Source organism: Nonomuraea sp. NPDC023979 (assembly GCF_040639085.1).
Classification (GTDB): Bacteria; Actinomycetota; Actinomycetes; order Streptosporangiales; family Streptosporangiaceae; genus Nonomuraea; species Nonomuraea ceibae.
The window spans coordinates 51,935-66,706 of the sequence record NZ_JBEZZG010000047.1 but is presented as its reverse complement, the minus strand read 5'-3'; the positions used below and the strand labels follow the sequence as shown (position 1 = coordinate 66,706).

At 68.1% G+C, this 14,772-nt stretch carries 15 protein-coding genes and 1 pseudogene; 4 read left to right on the top strand and 12 right to left on the bottom strand.

Annotated features, from left to right (window positions below):
- The first annotated feature begins 57 nt into the window (after positions 1–57).
- Positions 58–843 carry a hypothetical protein gene (locus AB0G11_RS45075; protein ID WP_357593130.1) on the top strand — a complete coding sequence of 262 codons (786 nt, stop codon included), beginning with the start codon at positions 58–60 and terminating at the stop codon, positions 841–843.
- Positions 844–867: 24 nt separating this feature from the next.
- Here the strand turns inward: AB0G11_RS45075 and AB0G11_RS45070 are convergent, their stop codons facing one another.
- Positions 868–1,326, bottom strand: coding sequence for a hypothetical protein (locus AB0G11_RS45070; RefSeq protein ID WP_357593128.1), 459 nt, complete (start codon positions 1,324–1,326; stop codon positions 868–870).
- Positions 1,327–1,423: 97 nt separating this feature from the next.
- A pseudogene (locus AB0G11_RS45065) lies at positions 1,424–1,540 on the bottom strand (recombinase family protein); the annotation flags it as partial.
- A 272-nt stretch (positions 1,541–1,812) separates the two neighbouring features.
- Here AB0G11_RS45065 and AB0G11_RS45060 point away from each other — a divergent pair.
- Both AB0G11_RS45060 and AB0G11_RS45055 read left to right on the top strand, forming a co-directional pair.
- Positions 1,813–2,352 carry an RNA polymerase sigma factor gene (locus AB0G11_RS45060; RefSeq protein WP_357593126.1) on the top strand — a complete coding sequence of 180 codons (540 nt, stop codon included), beginning with the start codon at positions 1,813–1,815 and terminating at the stop codon, positions 2,350–2,352.
- On the top strand, positions 2,349–3,446 hold the full coding sequence (locus tag AB0G11_RS45055; RefSeq protein ID WP_357593125.1) for a CU044_5270 family protein: 1,098 nt from the start codon (positions 2,349–2,351) through the stop codon (positions 3,444–3,446). Before AB0G11_RS45060 ends, AB0G11_RS45055 begins: the two co-directional genes overlap by 4 nt.
- Positions 3,447–3,812: 366 nt before the next feature.
- On the opposite strand, the gene AB0G11_RS45050 is transcribed toward AB0G11_RS45055, so the two are convergent.
- From AB0G11_RS45050 to AB0G11_RS45020, 7 genes are all read right to left on the bottom strand, one after another.
- Positions 3,813–4,139, bottom strand: coding sequence for a hypothetical protein (locus tag AB0G11_RS45050; RefSeq protein ID WP_357593123.1), 327 nt, complete (start codon positions 4,137–4,139; stop codon positions 3,813–3,815).
- Between the two features lie 638 nt (positions 4,140–4,777).
- A complete protein-coding gene (locus AB0G11_RS45045; RefSeq protein WP_357593121.1) occupies positions 4,778–5,023 on the bottom strand; it encodes a hypothetical protein in 246 nt (81 codons plus the stop codon).
- Positions 5,024–5,236: 213 nt separating this feature from the next.
- Complete coding sequence (locus AB0G11_RS45040; RefSeq protein WP_357593119.1) at positions 5,237–5,620, bottom strand: hypothetical protein; 384 nt, start codon at positions 5,618–5,620, stop codon at positions 5,237–5,239.
- A 129-nt stretch (positions 5,621–5,749) separates the two neighbouring features.
- Positions 5,750–6,397, bottom strand: a complete 648-nt coding sequence (locus tag AB0G11_RS45035; protein ID WP_357593117.1) for a response regulator transcription factor — start codon at positions 6,395–6,397, stop codon at positions 5,750–5,752.
- A complete protein-coding gene (locus AB0G11_RS45030) occupies positions 6,394–7,662 on the bottom strand; it encodes a histidine kinase (RefSeq protein WP_357593115.1) in 1,269 nt (422 codons plus the stop codon). The genes AB0G11_RS45035 and AB0G11_RS45030 overlap by 4 nt, the downstream gene beginning before the upstream one ends.
- 70 nt (positions 7,663–7,732) lie before the next feature.
- Positions 7,733–9,013, bottom strand: a complete 1,281-nt coding sequence (locus AB0G11_RS45025) for an alpha/beta fold hydrolase (protein ID WP_357593113.1) — start codon at positions 9,011–9,013, stop codon at positions 7,733–7,735.
- 335 nt (positions 9,014–9,348) lie between these two features.
- On the bottom strand, positions 9,349–9,687 hold the full coding sequence (locus AB0G11_RS45020; RefSeq protein WP_357593111.1) for a hypothetical protein: 339 nt from the start codon (positions 9,685–9,687) through the stop codon (positions 9,349–9,351).
- A 325-nt stretch (positions 9,688–10,012) separates the two neighbouring features.
- Here AB0G11_RS45020 and AB0G11_RS45015 point away from each other — a divergent pair, with 325 nt between their 5' ends.
- Positions 10,013–11,530, top strand: coding sequence for an acyltransferase (locus AB0G11_RS45015; RefSeq protein WP_357593109.1), 1,518 nt, complete (start codon positions 10,013–10,015; stop codon positions 11,528–11,530).
- A gap of 303 nt (positions 11,531–11,833) precedes the next feature.
- Here AB0G11_RS45015 and AB0G11_RS45010 read toward each other — a convergent pair whose 3' ends face one another.
- From AB0G11_RS45010 to AB0G11_RS45000, 3 genes are all read right to left on the bottom strand, one after another.
- Positions 11,834–12,817, bottom strand: a complete 984-nt coding sequence (locus AB0G11_RS45010) for an alpha/beta hydrolase (protein ID WP_357593107.1) — start codon at positions 12,815–12,817, stop codon at positions 11,834–11,836.
- Positions 12,818–12,915: 98 nt separating this feature from the next.
- Positions 12,916–14,154 (bottom strand): SGNH/GDSL hydrolase family protein, encoded by a 1,239-nt coding sequence (locus AB0G11_RS45005; RefSeq protein ID WP_357593105.1) that lies wholly within the window; start codon positions 14,152–14,154, stop codon positions 12,916–12,918.
- An 88-nt stretch (positions 14,155–14,242) separates the two neighbouring features.
- Positions 14,243–14,716 carry a carboxymuconolactone decarboxylase family protein gene (locus AB0G11_RS45000; RefSeq protein WP_357593103.1) on the bottom strand — a complete coding sequence of 158 codons (474 nt, stop codon included), beginning with the start codon at positions 14,714–14,716 and terminating at the stop codon, positions 14,243–14,245.
- Positions 14,717–14,772 lie beyond the last annotated feature (56 nt).

Below are 14,772 nucleotides of genomic sequence, written 5' to 3'. Positions count from 1 at the left end.
GACAACGCATCTACCAGGGGCTTCTCTGCTTGTAGGTCAAGATCGAGAGCCTGCAACATGCTTGTGACCTGGCGCTTCAGGATGGAAATGGCTCACTGGCTCAGGCCACCCAAGACATTGACGGCCATCATCCCGGGCACCGGCCCGATAGGAAGGCCGACATCGTTTCCACCTGGGGAGTACGAGCTCCACGATCTGCCGCCTGCGCTTGAGTTCTTCATCCTCGCTAACCCGGGCCTGATAGAGCGGTACCTCAGGGACTCCATGGACGTCCAATTCTCCATCTCTGAGCCTGAACCTGATCCACCGCCGCCCGCAGCCGGACGGCTCGTTCGCTGGGCCTCCGTCGTCGCAGCGGAGCCTGAGAGCGACGAGGAATGGCGCACCCATCTGCAGGAATTGGCTATGACCGCCACCCGGACCGAGGTAATCCGGTTCGTCGTGGAGATCATCTACGCCAGTTTCCACTCCCGGGTGACCTGGTTGGCTCGTCAAGCCATCACGCCGGGGATCACCGTTCTGTGCTGGGGGCTACGCTCACAGATTCGGACATGGGCGGCACTGTCCACACTGCTGGTGTGGGCGGGCATGGAGACGGCTGCCGACACCGGCCTGGGCGCGGCGATCCTGGTGGTGCTGGCCGCCTTCAGCGCGCTCGTGTGGCTCGTCGAACGCCTACGGGATCGATACAACGCGCTGGTTCAGGTCCTGCGGGCCGTTCCCGGATATGGGCCGGCCCGGGTCGCGGCGTTGATGGCCATCTGCGGGGTGGCGGAGAAACAACGTGTTGGCGCGCTGAACGAGCAGCAGCGCGAGCGACTCTTGCGTGCTTTGATCAGCTGACAGCGCGGGACCTGATCGTGTGCGCTATCGCAGCTCCGCGTCCGGGTGAGGCTGGTTCTGCAGGCGGTGACGAAGTTCGGCCTCCTCCGCCGTCAGCGCCTGGCCCGGGCGTCGGATACGGGCCGGGCGGGGCCGTGGGAGGTCGTCGCCTTGCAGGAGGGCGAAGTCGGCGTGTGCCTGCTCGACGGCTTCGGGGTAGGCCTGTGTCTTCTCGTGCTCGGCGAGGGCCCGGTAGATGCTGGCCAGGGATGGGTTCTCGCCCTTGCGTTTCCCGGTGCCGATGATCAGATTCTTGCGGATGTCTTCGACACGTTCGCCGGCGGCCTTGCGGCGCAGCACGGTGTGCAGCATGTCGTCGGTGATGACCGGGGGCCGGCCGCCGTGGTTGCCCTTGCGGGCTGCCGCATCGAGTCCTTCCAGAGTGGACTCGCGGATGGCTTCGCGTTCGGTCTCGGCCATCGCGGCGAAGAACGCGAACAGCATCCGGCCCGGCCGGATCGTAGATGCCGGCCAGCGGTCCGGCGAGCATCTCCAGGACCAGGCCGTGCGCGGTCAGGTGGTCGGCCAGGGCGGTGAGCTCGGCGGCGTCGCGGCCCAGCCGTTTCATCTCATACACCGTCACGATGACCCGGCAGTGCGGGGCGTGCGCCTTGATCTGCCGGGCCAGCGCGAGCGCGGCCTCGAATTGCGGGCGCACCTTGATCCGGGTCGAGATCTTCTCGGAGAAGATCTTCTCGCGCGGGACACTACAGGGCTTAAAGATCCTTCAGGCCACGCATCGTCAATGGTGGAACGGTCGAAGTCCGGTGCGGGTGAGCGCGATCTGCTGCTCCCGGCAGGCGTCGTGCACCTCCGCGGGCCGCATCGAACCACCCGGCTCGCAGAATAGGCGAAATTGAGATGTAAGAAAGCCTTCGTCCGGACCACATACTCCATGGACAACGTGCCTCCCCGACCGAAGGAACCGGCTTGCCCAATCCCCACGAGCGCTTCACCACGCTCTACAACACCTACCAAGCGCGGGTGTACGGCTATGCGGTGAGTCGAGCCGGACATCAACTCGCCGAGGAAGCGGTCAGCGAGACCTTCCTCGTCGCCTGGCGACGACTCGACGACATCCCCGACCATGCGCAGTTGCCATGGCTCTTCCGCGTCGCCCGGAACATCCTGCGTGACAACTTCCGGCAGGGCGCGCGTCGTGCATCTTTGGAGGCCGACCTGCGAACGTGGATGGAGAAGGCCGTCACCGACGTGGGCGAACACGCCACCGAACGACTCACCATTCTCCGCGCGCTCGCCACCCTTTCCGATGACGACAAAGAGATTTTGACTCTCACCACGTGGCACGGCTTGTCTGCCGCGGAAGCGGCCGAGGTGCTGGGCTGTACGAAGGCCACCTTCTTCGTCCGGCTGCATCGCGCACGCCGTCGGCTGCAATCGGCGATCGACACCGCAGGTACCGCCCCGTCTCCAAAGCCCGTGATCATCCCCGGAAGGAAACTTCGATGAGCCGCAAGCCCGACGCGATGCGACTACTCGCCATGGCTCGTCCGGCCTCGTTGGATCGCGGATCCCGCCTTTCCGCCGCCGACCTGCTGAGCAAGGCCGGCGACGAGCCACAGCCAAGACCAGCTGGTAGGCCGTCACGGCCGAGATCGACCATCATGACCGCCATTCGCATCGCCGCCGTCGCCATGGTCGTCACGGTCGCGACAGTTGCACTGGTACGGAGCACGGGCACTGGGTCCTCAACATCTCATCCCGTATCCGCCCGTTCCTTCCTTCTTGCCGCCGCGGACCGGATCGAGACCACCAGCGCGGCGACCGGCCGCTACTGGCACAGCGTCGGCCAGAGCATGGCAACGGGAGGGGACGGACGCGGACCCATCGGCATGACACCCAAGACGGTCCGCTATCAGGTGACATGCGCTCATGAAGTCTGGTTGGGCAAGTCGGAGCGGGAGCCGAGCTGGCTCCTGGTCACCGCTCAGTCAGGCAAACCGCTTGCCCAGGCCGATGAGGCGATCTGGCGCCAACAGGGTGCGTACAGGCTCGGCGCCTGCGAGGGGCCCGGCGTTCCCAGCATCGGCGGCGTGGTGCCGCCACCGCCGTTCGCCCTCCGACTCGACGACCAGCACAATCCCGAAGTTTCCTATCCCCAGGTCGGACCCGTACACGTCACGACAAAACAAGTCATGGCCTTGCCGGCGGATCCGGTGCGGCTCAAGGAAGTCCTCGAAAAATGGGCCCGGCAAGGTGGCTACCCGGCCAATGAGGAGTTTCTGTACACCCAGGCCACCAGCCTGCTCTCCCAACTGCCGACGACTCCTCAACTACGCGCCGCGCTCTACCGCATGCTCGCGAGTCTTTCAAGCGTCAAGAACATCGGGACCACCGCTGATCCCCTAGGCCGGGTCGGAACTGGCATCGAACTCGACGGGACAAGGCAGATCATCATCGAGGAGTCCTCAGGCCAGCTGCTGGCCGTGCAAGAACGATCCTTCGACCGTACGGGAACGCTGACCTCGTGGACCGCTGTGACCACATCCGGCTGGACGGACGCAAGCCCGAGGCTGCCCAGCACGATTGTGCCCGACAACTGATGTGACCGGCGGGGCTCTGCGACGTTCAGCGTGGCGTCATCGTGGAGGCTGGAGGTCCAACCGGTGGACGCCCTCGGCTGGGAAACGATCACCTCGATCTCGGGAAGCGATCTTCTCATCCCTTATTGCGCCCCAGGCCAGCCCCATTCGTGAACACCCCCCAACTGGGCCAGCTTCTCCTCAAGGGTCATCGCGTCCAGGAGTGCATCCCCCCGCTCCTGGACCGGCAGCGCCGGATTACGCCACGGCTGCATGTTGATGGACAAAGCGCAGCGACGTCACGTGACGAACACGGCGGTGATCATCGAGAGATACGACTCGTGAGCGAGACGCAGGCTCCAGCTGTCCTCGCTCCTGAGCCCCGGTTCAGGTCTCGGGCACCGGCGGGAAGGTCGAAGCCTTGCCCTCCGCCTCTGCCGGCACCACCTGTACGTCGACGGTCACGCCGTACGCGCGTGCCACCTCGAACAAGGCGTTGAGAAGATGGGAGAGGTGCTCGGCGTGCGCGACGTTCACCGGCCCGCCCGGTTCAGCTGGGCGACCCTTACTGGCCTTGCTGCGTTCGTCGAGGCGGCCTTTACCAGCGCAGCCGTGTTCGCCAGGGCGGCCTTGACCGGTAATGCCCGGTTTGACAGGGCGACTTTCAGTGGGGGCGCCGGATTCGCCGAGGTGACCTTCAACGGCTCCGTCCATTTTGTCGAGGCGAAAGGGCTGGAGGCCGCCAAGCTGATGGGGGTCCGGCCCTCACCGAACAGGGCCGCTCGGCCTACCTGGCCAGACCCGCGGTGTGCCGCATCTTCAGCGCAACCGAAGGGCTGAAGTGCCCGCACGGGTGCACGGTCCTCGACGGTCACGCCCTGCTCACCATGGTCCAGGCATACGCGCTGGTGGATGCCGGCACGCGTGGCCGGCACCGCGCAGCGGTCGACAACCGCCCAGCAATTCCGGGCGCAGCTGGCGACTCCGCTGGGGCGGCAGATCCTGCGCCAGCTCGCTGAGGATCAGCGCACGAGACGAGCACAAGCTCGCCGTCTGACAGGTACTGGTACCGGAGAAGAGCATCAGCACCGACAAGCCTGAGGCTGGGGTCTTGCCGTCCCCTCGATCGCGCCCCCGGCAGGAGCGCGATCGAGGGAACAACCAAGATCACCGACACGGCTTAATAGGGCGACTTCTCGGGCACGGCGTGCGTACTGCCACAGTCATAATTCTTGCTGACTATGTAGGCGAGCGGTGTGGGAACGTCTCATCACCGGCCAGCTGATGGGAGTGCGGGCGCAGCTCGGTGAAACCGCAGCAGCGAGGCATGGCGCGGCCGCGTACGGGGCCGGTCAGCTTGACCAGTTCGGGTCGGCCCGGCGGATGAGCGTAGGGGTGCGCTGGACCGAGAGCGGCGTCGCGGTCATGAGCGTCGCCTTCACCGGGCCGAACTCGCTGATGTCGATCCGCGCCTGGAAGCGGCTCGCCAGGAGTGGATCGCAGCGCAGCTCGTAGGGCACCCAGGTCGTCGAGCTCACCTCGCGCCAGAAGGCCAGCCGCTCGTTGTGCGGGATGCTGGCGGTGCTGATCATGTCCATGACGCCCCCGTGTCTGCAGTCCTGGCCGCGACCATCCTCTGCGCACCTTGCCGTGTCATCATCGGCCAGGCGTAGATGCCGGATACCCCTACCGACGTACAGGATCGACCACTGTTGTGTCTGGACCATTCAAGCCGTGCACCGGCCTGGTCGGCTACGGCGGTGACACCGAACGGGTCTACCTGCTGCTGACGGAGAACCCGCACCGACCTACTACAACCTGGCGACGATGGTCCGCCGTACCGGTATCGGCCGGGCGCCGCGGTTCTCGTGGCGGGACGGGAAGCAGCTGGTGGAGTCGGCCCCCAGCGTCGTCGCCGAGTTGGTCCGCCAGATCGCCCTGATCGCGCGTCCGCCGTAGAAGTCCGCCACCCGGCGGTTGGCCGCATCGATCACCTCGGCCACCTGCCGCTCTCGCGTCGGCGGCAGCCCGGGCTCCAGATACAGGCCGGGCCTGACCTGTTTCATGCCATAGCAGCCGGGACAGGTCGTGGCGGCGACCGACGGAAAGGCCACCACGACACCGGCCACCACGGCCACGGCCAATCCTGCCACTATGGCCAGCAGCCACCGCCATGCCGTGCGCCTTCGACTCATCACATCGCTCCCTATGTTGACGTTCCATATCGTTCCGCCCCGCCGAACGAGCCTCTGGATGCTACGGGCGTGGGTTGGACACCCGGCGGGGCGGCAGCAGAGACCCGGCGACAGCGCTGATCGGGCTTGTCACTTCTCCTCATCAGAGGACACCAATCCTGAGCGGTAGGCATGGATCGCTGCTTGGACACGCGTGCGAACGCCGATCTTGGACAGGACACGCGACACGTGGATCTTGACCGTGCCGGCGGCGATGCGCAGTTCCCCGGCGATCTCCGCGTTGGACCGGCCCAGCGCGACCAGGCGGAGGACCTCCGTTTCCCGAACCGTCAGCTCCACAGCGTGGCCTCGCACCGGTGGGGTGGCGAAGCGGCGCACGAGCCTGCGGGTGACCTGCGGGTCGATCAGTCCCTGACCGCGGTGAGCCGCGCGTACCGCCGCCAGATAGAGGTCGGGGTCGCCGTCCTTGAGCAGGAAGCCCACCGCGCCCGCTTCGAGTGCCCCGAAGAGGTATTCGTCGGTGTCGAACGTGGTCAGCGCGATGATCGGCCTATCCGGCGCCCGCGCCGTCAGCCGCCGGATCGCCGTGATCCCGTCCGTGCCCGGCATCCGCAGGTCAGTGAGGATCACGTCCGGCTGGTGCTCGCGCGCCATGCTGATCAGCTCGGCCCCGTCACGCGCGGCACCGAGGAAGGCGATGTCGGGCTCATGGCTGAGCAACTGCCGCAGGCCCTCGCGGGCGAGATGCTGGTCGTCGGCGATCAGCAGTCGGATCACGGGACCACCCGCCGGGCCGGATGACCGTACACAGAGGACATCGTGGAAGGGCCGGGTTCCGCGCCGTCGGCCATCACCGCCGATCTGTGCCCGTCACGCGCATGCGGAGGGAGTATGGGCAGGCTGACGCGCACCCGCCAGCCCGCCCTGCCGTGCGGGCCGATGTGGCAGTGCCCTCCGAGCGCCGCCACACGCTCGCGCATGCCCGCCAGGCCCCGCGCACCAGTGGGCCCACCGGGATGCCCACCGCTCAGAACACCGTCGTCGGCAGCTTCGCCGCCGGCCGACGGCCGGGGCGGGCCTGGGTCGTCGATGGTGACGACGACCCGGTTGCTCACCGCACGGACCGTGACCGAGGCCAGCGCGGCCGTGGAGTGCCGTGCCACATTGGTCAACGCCTCCTGCACGATCCGGTAGGCGCAGGCCGCCGTCTCAGGGTGGCTGGTGCTGTCAAGGCGAGGGTCGACCTCCAGGGCGACGGCCAACTCCGGCCCGCCACTGCGTTCCGCCAGCGCGGGCAAGTCGGCGAGGCCTCCGCTGTACGCGTGGTCCTCGCGGTCCGATCGCACCAAGGTCGCCAGCAGTGCCCGAATCTCGGCCAGCGCCTCGGCCGACAGACCGGCGATCCCGGCCAGCGCGCGGTCGGCCTCGCAGTCATGACCGGCCAGCGCCCGCCGGGCACCGACTGCCTGCAGCCTGATCGCGCTGAGGTGATGCCCGACGACGTCATGAACCTCCCGGGCGATCCGCGCGGCCTCCTGTGAGCGTGCCTGCTCCTCCCGGGCACGCTGTAGCCGCGCGGCCTGCACGGCGCGGTCGGCCCGCAGTCGCAGCGCGTACCCGACGGCGACCGGCGCCGCGCCGGCTGCCGCATGGACGGACACGGTAGCGAGGTCCGGCACGGACATGCCCCCGAGGCCGGCCGCCACCGCCCAGGCGACCGAGCCGATCAGGAGTGCCGAGCGCAGCCGGTGGCGGTGGTAGGCCGCCGAGGCGACGATCAGGCCCAGGACCCAGATCCCGGCGTCGCGCTCCAGCGCGAGGCCGAGCGCGAGCATCACCATCGCGGACGCGACTACTGCCGTCAGCGGTAGCCGCCTGCGCAGCGCCAGCGGCGCGCAGGCGGCCAGAATCGGCGCCGCCCACGCCGCCGCCGCGCCCACATCGGTAATCCCGGCGGGCTGATCGCGCCACCATTCGTCCAGGGCCGACACTGTCAGCGCGATGATCGCCACGGCGCAGGCGAGCAGGGCGTCGCGGCCCATGAGCGGCATACGTCGCCAGACGCCGGTCAAAAGAGGGCGGAAAGCCGCTGGTCGTCTCACGCGACCAGTATCACGCCGGCCAGGCGGGGCACGTGGTGCCGGATGCGGGCACCTTGCCGTCGATCAGGTACCGGTCCACGTGGCCGATCACACAGGGATCGCCGGCGTTCAGGTACCGGCCGTGGCCGACGCCGTCGTACTTGACCGTGACCGAGCCGGGGACCTGATCGGTGATGGCGCGGACAGAGGGGTACTCGTAGACCGGGCCGACGCCGAGCAGCGGCGGGAGCTTGCGGGCCGGCAGCGGCGCCGGCGGGTTGGCGGCCTTGGCCGCCCACGGCGAGCAGGCGATCCCGGCGTTCTCCCGCAGGCCGGAGAAGTTCGGCGACACCTTGACCGAGCGTCGCACCGCCGCACGGTAGGCGTGGTAGCCGTCGTAGCGGAATCCGTCGGCGCAGTTCACCGCGAGCATAGCGGTCACCCGCGGCGGCATGCCGCGGCCTTGCGGGTCGAAACCGGACGCGTCGCCCTTGGCGGCGCCCGCGATGGCCTTGGCCAGCGCGGGCCACTTCACCGTGCTGTCGACCAGGCCGTACGCCAGGAACTTCAGGTCGTCACCGTCGTATCGGCGCTCACCAGCGGCCGCGGCACCGGGCAGGGGACGACGCTCTGCCCGCCGCACGACGGCCTGCCAGGTCTTCTCCACGCCGGTCCCGCGCAGCACACAGTCGGAGGAGCCGGCGCACCAACGGACGAACCGCTTGAACGCTGCCTCCAAGCCCTGGTATTGCAGCCGTTCCGACGTCGCGAGGGGGTCCACGTGGTCGGGTACGCTGTCCACCGCCATCGCGCGAAGCCGCTGCGGGAACAGTCGCGCGTAGGAGGCCCCGAGCACGCCGCCGTAGGAGTTTCCGAAGAAGGAGATCTTCTCTTCGCCCAGGGCGGCGCGGATGGCGTCCATGTCACGAGCCTGGGCGGCAGAGTCCAGGTTGGCGAACAACTCGGGCACGGCGTCCCGGCAGGGAGCGATCCCGGCGGCGTTCGCCCTGAGCGCCTGGTCGTACTCCTTCCGGCTGTCCGGAGTGGCGACCACGGGACCGGCCGCGCAAGACTCCAGCGGGATGTGCTCACCGCTCACTCCACCACGCGGGTTCCAGGTGACGACGTCCATCCGGGTACGCAGACCGGCGAAGTGGGGCAGCGCCCGGGACAACGCCTGAACGCCGGCGCCACCGGGACCTCCAGGGCTGAACAAGACCGTGCCCGCGGCCGCACCGGTCGCCGGCGCCCTGCTCACGGTGAGGGTGATCGTCTTCCCGCCGGGCTTCGACCAGTCGACGGGTACGGTCAACGTGGCGCACTGCAGCTCGGCCGAGATCTTCCCTTCGCAGGCGGACCAGGTCAGGGGCGGCGCCGGCGCCCCATTGGACGAGGCGGATGCGGCTGGAGCGTACACTCCCACCGCCATCATGAGGGGCAAGGCAAGCAAGACCGATCGTGGCCAGGTCATCGAAACCTCCAACAGGATGGTGCGGCGAGCGCCGCAGATGACCTCAGAGACTAGGCACGCCGATCTCCCGCCACATCTGCCACAAGACATACCTACGACCCGCCATGCCAACGCCTGGTTTTCGTTCGCCGACAATCTGGACGCCATCCTGGTGCGGACGGGATCCAGACGGAGTGCTACACCGCCTCGGCCAGGGTGGTGAAGTCGATCTCGGGCAGGTCAGGGTCGAAGTCATCGGGACGCAGCCGCAGCACATCGGTGACATAAGCCCGAACCGACTGATGTGCGCCGTCAGGTGGGGCTAGACTAGAAGGACCTGCTCTCCCTGTTAACTGCAAGGCTGGCGACCTGACCGGCGACGACCGCGAGAACGTTGAAGTTTCCGCGCTGGCGTTGCGTACCTCATCGCCTACCTCAACACGCACCTGATCCAGATCGTGCTGCGCGACCTGGTCTGGCGAAACCGGCTGATGCCGGCCGACCGGCGCGGGCTGACGGCTCTGTTCGGGTTCCAAATAAGAACCTGTACGGGCGCTTCGAGCTCGACATGAGTCGCCCCCTGGAGTTGGAGGGCGTCCCGCTCACCCAGCCCAGCTGATCAGCGGACAGCGGGCGGTGAGCGCCTGCCGCAACATGATCGAGAACGTGATCGAGTAATTCGAGCGCAAGCCTTGCACAGCCAAGCACACCTGAAGACAGGTGCCACCAGCTCAGGACGCTGTCTCCTCCAGTCATGCTCGCTGACCACGCCCTCCAGCATGGCCAGCCGCGTCACGAGACGGGGCAGGTCAGTCCCCGCACGCCAGGGTTGCAAGTGATGTTTCTTACTACGATGTCCGGATGGTTTCTGTTCCCCTCACTGCCATCGACTCGGCTCCGCCGCATTCCGGCCGTCTGGCCTGGTTAGACGCGCTGCGTGGACTGGCTGCGATGGTGGTGGTTTTCGAGCATGCGCTCACGCCGCTGTGGCCAGAGGCGCGGCTGCCGATCAAGGCTGTCTTCGATCCCGGCTGGTACGGCGTATTGGTGTTCTTCGTGGTCAGCGGCTACATCGTGCCAGCGTCGCTGGAGCGCCGGGGCAGCGTGCGGGCCTTTTGGATCTCACGGTTCTTCCGGCTGTGGCCCCTGTTCACCGTGTGCGTGGCTGGCATGCTGCTGCTGGCGGCGGTCGGCTGGGACAGCTTGCACACCTGGTGGGGCAGCCGGCCGGTGGCACTGGCCCTGGCGCACGCCAGCATGCTGCAGAACCTGATGTACGTACCGAACCTGGCCAATGTGCTGTGGACCCTGTCCTACGAGATGGCCTTCTACCTGCTGCTGACAGCGATGTTCACCCTAGGTGTGCACCGGCGCAGCACCGCAGCCGCGCTCGCGTTCGCGGCGGCCGCTGTGCTGGGCGCAGGGCTGCTGCCGGTGACACTCCTGTCGGCCGGCGGGGCGGGCCGCATGCTCACGGTCGTGGTCGTCGTGACCGCCGTGCTGGCTGCCGGGCTGGCCGCGGTACTGCGCGGCGGCAGGTGGGTACAGCAGGTAGGCGCCGTGACCATCGCGGGCACGACCCTCCTGCTGCTGGCGGTCAACCAGAGCTACCCCGGACCGTGGCAGGGGCTGTTCATCTTGGCGACCATGTTCGCCGGCACCGCTCTATATCGGGTCGAGACAGGCCAATTCGGTCATCGGCACATCGCCTGGGTGGCGCTGGTACCGCTGGCGGGGTTGTGGCTCGCGCGCGCCGAGTTGGGAGTGCAGCTGGCGATCGCAGCGGCCTGGCTGACGTTTGCCGCCGGAATGACGCTGCGCCACCGCACGATGCCGTCGTGGCTGACCTGGCTGGGCCTGGTTTCCTACTCGATCTATCTGTTGCACCCGCTGCTGCTGGAGGGCGTGGAGTACTTTCTGCCAAACCCGCCGACCGTACCAGTGGCAGTACGCCTGACGCTGCTGGCGGCGGTATACGCGGTGCTGCTCGGGCTGTGCGCGCTGACCTGGCGATGGGTGGAGATGCCGGCGCAGCGGCTGGGCAGGCGCTTGACCAGCCATGCCGAAACCGGCTTCCCTCCGCACGAGCCCGGAGTGTTCCAGAGCGCAACACCCTTGCCCGGCTGGCGCCATGGTGACCCCGAAGAACTGCGGCATAGGCTCAACGGGCCAGTGGATGCGGTCCTCTTGGACGTTGAGCACGGCTACTGGCATCACACCTGGGGCGAACAGCCAAACGACCAAGCCGAAGCTATGAGCGCCGCCCGCCGGGAGCTCACCGAAGTCCCACGCATGATCCCCATCTTCAGCCTCGCCAGTCGTGAAGGCAACGCCGCAGCTATTCCACCGGCGCCGCTGCGGGGTGACCGTGAGGAGTGAGCCCGCCCACCAGCATCCACCACGGCGCCAGCGGGCGGGAAGGCCCACAACCCCCAGGAGGTCCTCATGGCCGCGTCATACACTCCCATGGAGCTGATCTTGTCGTCCAGGCGGCGCAGCCCGGCCAGCCGGGCATCGAGCTCGGTGCCGATCCGGCGGCCCGCCGTGCGGCGGGCGCGGGGGCGGCGGTCGACCACTGAGCGACCAGGGCGGCGAGCGTGCCTGTGGCCCGCTACGGCCTGACCGGGCCTACTGTCACTGCGGCGCCGGCGTGCTGGTACCACGCAGAAGGGGCCAGGGCCGTCAGGCGAAGAAGTGGGTCAGTGAACGGGACACGAGTTCGGGGTCTTCCTCGCACAGCCAGTGCAGCGCCTTGTCCACGGTGACGATGCCGCGCACGTCCGTGGCCACCTGCGGCAGTGTGCCCTCGAACCAGGGGCGGGTGTCCGGGGCGACCAGGCCGAGAACGGGGGCGGTCACCTTGGTGTAGGTCTTCATGTCCTGGATGTCCTGGTGGCAGGCCTGGTACCAGCCGTTGCCCGCCCGGATGGCCTCAGCCTTGTCGTAGACGCGCGCGTAGACGGCCCTGTCGCGGTCGGTGACCGAGTTCTGGTCGACGAGTCCGATGCCGTAGTGCCAGTCGATCAGGAACCGCGAACGGTCGGCGAGCAGCTGTTCCGGCAGGCCCTGGACCTGGTTGAACGCCCACCACCACATGTGCGTGTCGCCGCCCGGCCGCTGCAGCATCGGAATCTGGTAGAGGCTCTCGTCGGGGTGCAGCACGTCCAGCAGGGCGAGTTTGCGGGTCGCGTCCGGGTGGTTGGCCGCGAAGCTGAAGGCGACCATCGCCCCGATGTCGTGCCCGGCGATGTTGACCCGGTCGTGGCCGAGCGTGCGTACCAGTTCGTAGACGTCGCGGGCCATCGTCTTCTTGTCGTAGCCGCCCGCGGGTTTGCCGGAGGCGCCCATGCCCCGGATGTCGACGGCGATCACGCGGTAGCGGCGGGCGAGTGCCGGCATGACCTTGTGGTAGCTCCACCAGGTGGCGGGCCAGCCGGGCAGCAGGACGAGCGGTTCGCCCGCGCCACCCGTCACGTAGTGCAGCCGGATCCCGTTCACGTGGGCGTAGGCGCTGCGGAAACCACCGGGCAGCGAGGCGGCCAGTGCGGCATCGCCGGGAGGCTTCGGCCAGGCGGTGGCAGAGGCCGGCCCCGGATCGGCGGTCAGGCCGCCCGCCGCGGCGAGTGCGGCACTAAGCGTGATCAGCTTGCGTCGGTTCATGTTCATTCAGGTGCTCCATACAGAGGTGTTCTCAAGAAGGGGCAGGAGTGCGGTGATGGGAGCCGCCCGTTACGGTGCTGCGCAGGTCAGTGCCGGCATCGTCATCACCTGATCAAGGTGGACAGGTCGACGGCGTCGGCCATGGCCTGGTAGCCGGCCGGGCTCGGGTGGAGGCGGTCGCCGCTGTCGTAGGCGGGCAGCAGTTCACCGGCGTGGTGGGGGTCGGGGTCGGCCAGGGCGCGGTCGAAGTCGGCGACGGCGTCGTACTCGCCGCCGGTGCGGATCCACTGGTTGACGGCCTGGCGCACGCTCTCGCCGTACTCGCTGTAGAGGGCCGATCCCTTGAACGGAGGGAGAGTTCCGCCGATGATGCGCACGCCGCGCGATCTGGCGAGGCGGATCAGGGTGCGGTGGCCGTCGATCAGTTCTTTCGCGCTGACCCGGGGGTTCGGCGTGGCGCAGGCGGAGGTGTCCTGCGGGAAGAGGATGTCGTTGATGCCCTCCAGGACGATCACGGTGCGCACGCCGGGCTGGGCGAGCGCGTCGCGCTGGAAGCGGGCGACGGCCTTCTCCCCGAAGCAGGCCGAGTCGTTGAGCACCCGGTTGCCGCCGATGCCGGCGTTCAGCACCGCAGTGCCGGAGCCGGCCAGGCGTTCGGCGAGCCGGTCGGGGTAGCGGTCGTCGGCGTCGTTGGTGGCGCCGTACCCGTCGGTGATGGAGTCACCGAAGGTGACGACCGTGTTCTTCCTGCCGGACACGTCGAGCCCGGACAGGTAGTAGCGCGACAGGCTGGTCTCGGTGTAGGCGGTGCTCGCTGTGTCGCGCAGGCGGTTGCCCGTGGCGCGGTAGGAGGTGGCCATGGCGATGCTGTGGAAGGTGGCCGGGCCGGTGGCCTCCCGGAAGTACAGCGTCACCGTGAGCTGCTCCAGGGCACGGACCGGGAGCCGGACGGCGTCGCTGGCCGCCTGCCCGCCGGCGGGCACGGTCACCGAGGCGGTGTGGCCGAAGGTCAGTGGCCGGGTCGTGCCCGGCCGCACCCCCGCGCCGGTCGCGGTCTTGGCGATGGTGGCTCCGGTCAGCCGGAGCGGGGTGGTGCCGTAGGCGTTGGACAGCCGGATGCGCAGGTGGGTGCCGGATACCGAGGTTCTGATCACCTGGCGGACGGAGTGGTCCTCGAAGCCCTGCTGCGACCAGTTGGGGAACCAAGGGGTGGCGGTGGGCTGCTGGACGGCCGTCGCCCACCCGCCGCCCCACCTGCCACCGTCTGCTGCTGCTGCGGGCGGCGGAGCGGCGGCCAGTGGCAGCGTGGCAAGGAGAGCGATCAGGGATGCTCGGAATCTCATGAGGATCTTCTTTCGTGACTTCCGGTTCGGAAGACCGGGCCAGGGCGGAGAAGCCCGTTTGGAACGTTCCGCCCTGGGTGGGAATCGGCTAGCTCCAGGCGGTACCGGCGGGGTCCTGGATGATGTTGTTGACGGTGTTGAAGAAGTTGCTGGTGGCCATCCAGAGGATCAGGGTCGCGCGCTGCCGCTCGTCGTAGTGCTTGACGAGCTCGTCCCAGACCGCGTCGGGGATGGCGTCGGCCGACCGGTCGTTCATCCGGGTGGCTGCTTCGGCCAAGGCCAGGGCCGCGCGTTCGGCATCGGTGAAGAACGGTGACTGTCGCCATGCCGCCACTGTGATCAGCTGGTCGTCGGTGACTCCGGCCTTCCTCGCCTCGGCGGCATCCCCGTACAGGCAGGCGCTGCCGCCGTTGATCTGACTGCCCCGCATGGCGACCAGCATCAGCGTGGCCGGCGCGATGATGCCCTGTTCCATGTCGTGTCCCATGGCCTGGAAGAGGGCCTGGATTGCCTGTCCAGCGTCCGGCACCAGGTAGGCGGGGTTGGTCATGCGTGCTTGCATGGTTCGCTCTCCTTACGGAAGTCGGTGCTCAGGGTGAGGCGCGGGTGCCTCACCCC

What these genes read in the sequence shown, in the direction of transcription:
- AB0G11_RS45075 (WP_357593130.1), top strand. Translation starts at nt 58, where the DNA reads ATGCTTGTGACCTGGCGCTTCAGGATGGAAATGGCTCACTGGCTCAGG.
- AB0G11_RS45070 (WP_357593128.1), bottom strand. Translation starts at nt 1,326, where the DNA reads ATGCTGTTCGCGTTCTTCGCCGCGATGGCCGAGACCGAACGCGAAGCC.
- AB0G11_RS45055 (WP_357593125.1), top strand. Translation starts at nt 2,349, where the DNA reads ATGAGCCGCAAGCCCGACGCGATGCGACTACTCGCCATGGCTCGTCCG.
- AB0G11_RS45050 (WP_357593123.1), bottom strand. Translation starts at nt 4,139, where the DNA reads ATGGACGGAGCCGTTGAAGGTCACCTCGGCGAATCCGGCGCCCCCACT.
- AB0G11_RS45045 (WP_357593121.1), bottom strand. Translation starts at nt 5,023, where the DNA reads ATGGACATGATCAGCACCGCCAGCATCCCGCACAACGAGCGGCTGGCC.
- AB0G11_RS45040 (WP_357593119.1), bottom strand. Translation starts at nt 5,620, where the DNA reads ATGAGTCGAAGGCGCACGGCATGGCGGTGGCTGCTGGCCATAGTGGCA.
- AB0G11_RS45030 (WP_357593115.1), bottom strand. Translation starts at nt 7,662, where the DNA reads ATGGGCCGCGACGCCCTGCTCGCCTGCGCCGTGGCGATCATCGCGCTG.
- AB0G11_RS45015 (WP_357593109.1), top strand. Translation starts at nt 10,013, where the DNA reads ATGGTTTCTGTTCCCCTCACTGCCATCGACTCGGCTCCGCCGCATTCC.
- AB0G11_RS45010 (WP_357593107.1), bottom strand. Translation starts at nt 12,817, where the DNA reads ATGAACATGAACCGACGCAAGCTGATCACGCTTAGTGCCGCACTCGCC.
- AB0G11_RS45005 (WP_357593105.1), bottom strand. Translation starts at nt 14,154, where the DNA reads ATGAGATTCCGAGCATCCCTGATCGCTCTCCTTGCCACGCTGCCACTG.
- AB0G11_RS45000 (WP_357593103.1), bottom strand. Translation starts at nt 14,716, where the DNA reads ATGCAAGCACGCATGACCAACCCCGCCTACCTGGTGCCGGACGCTGGA.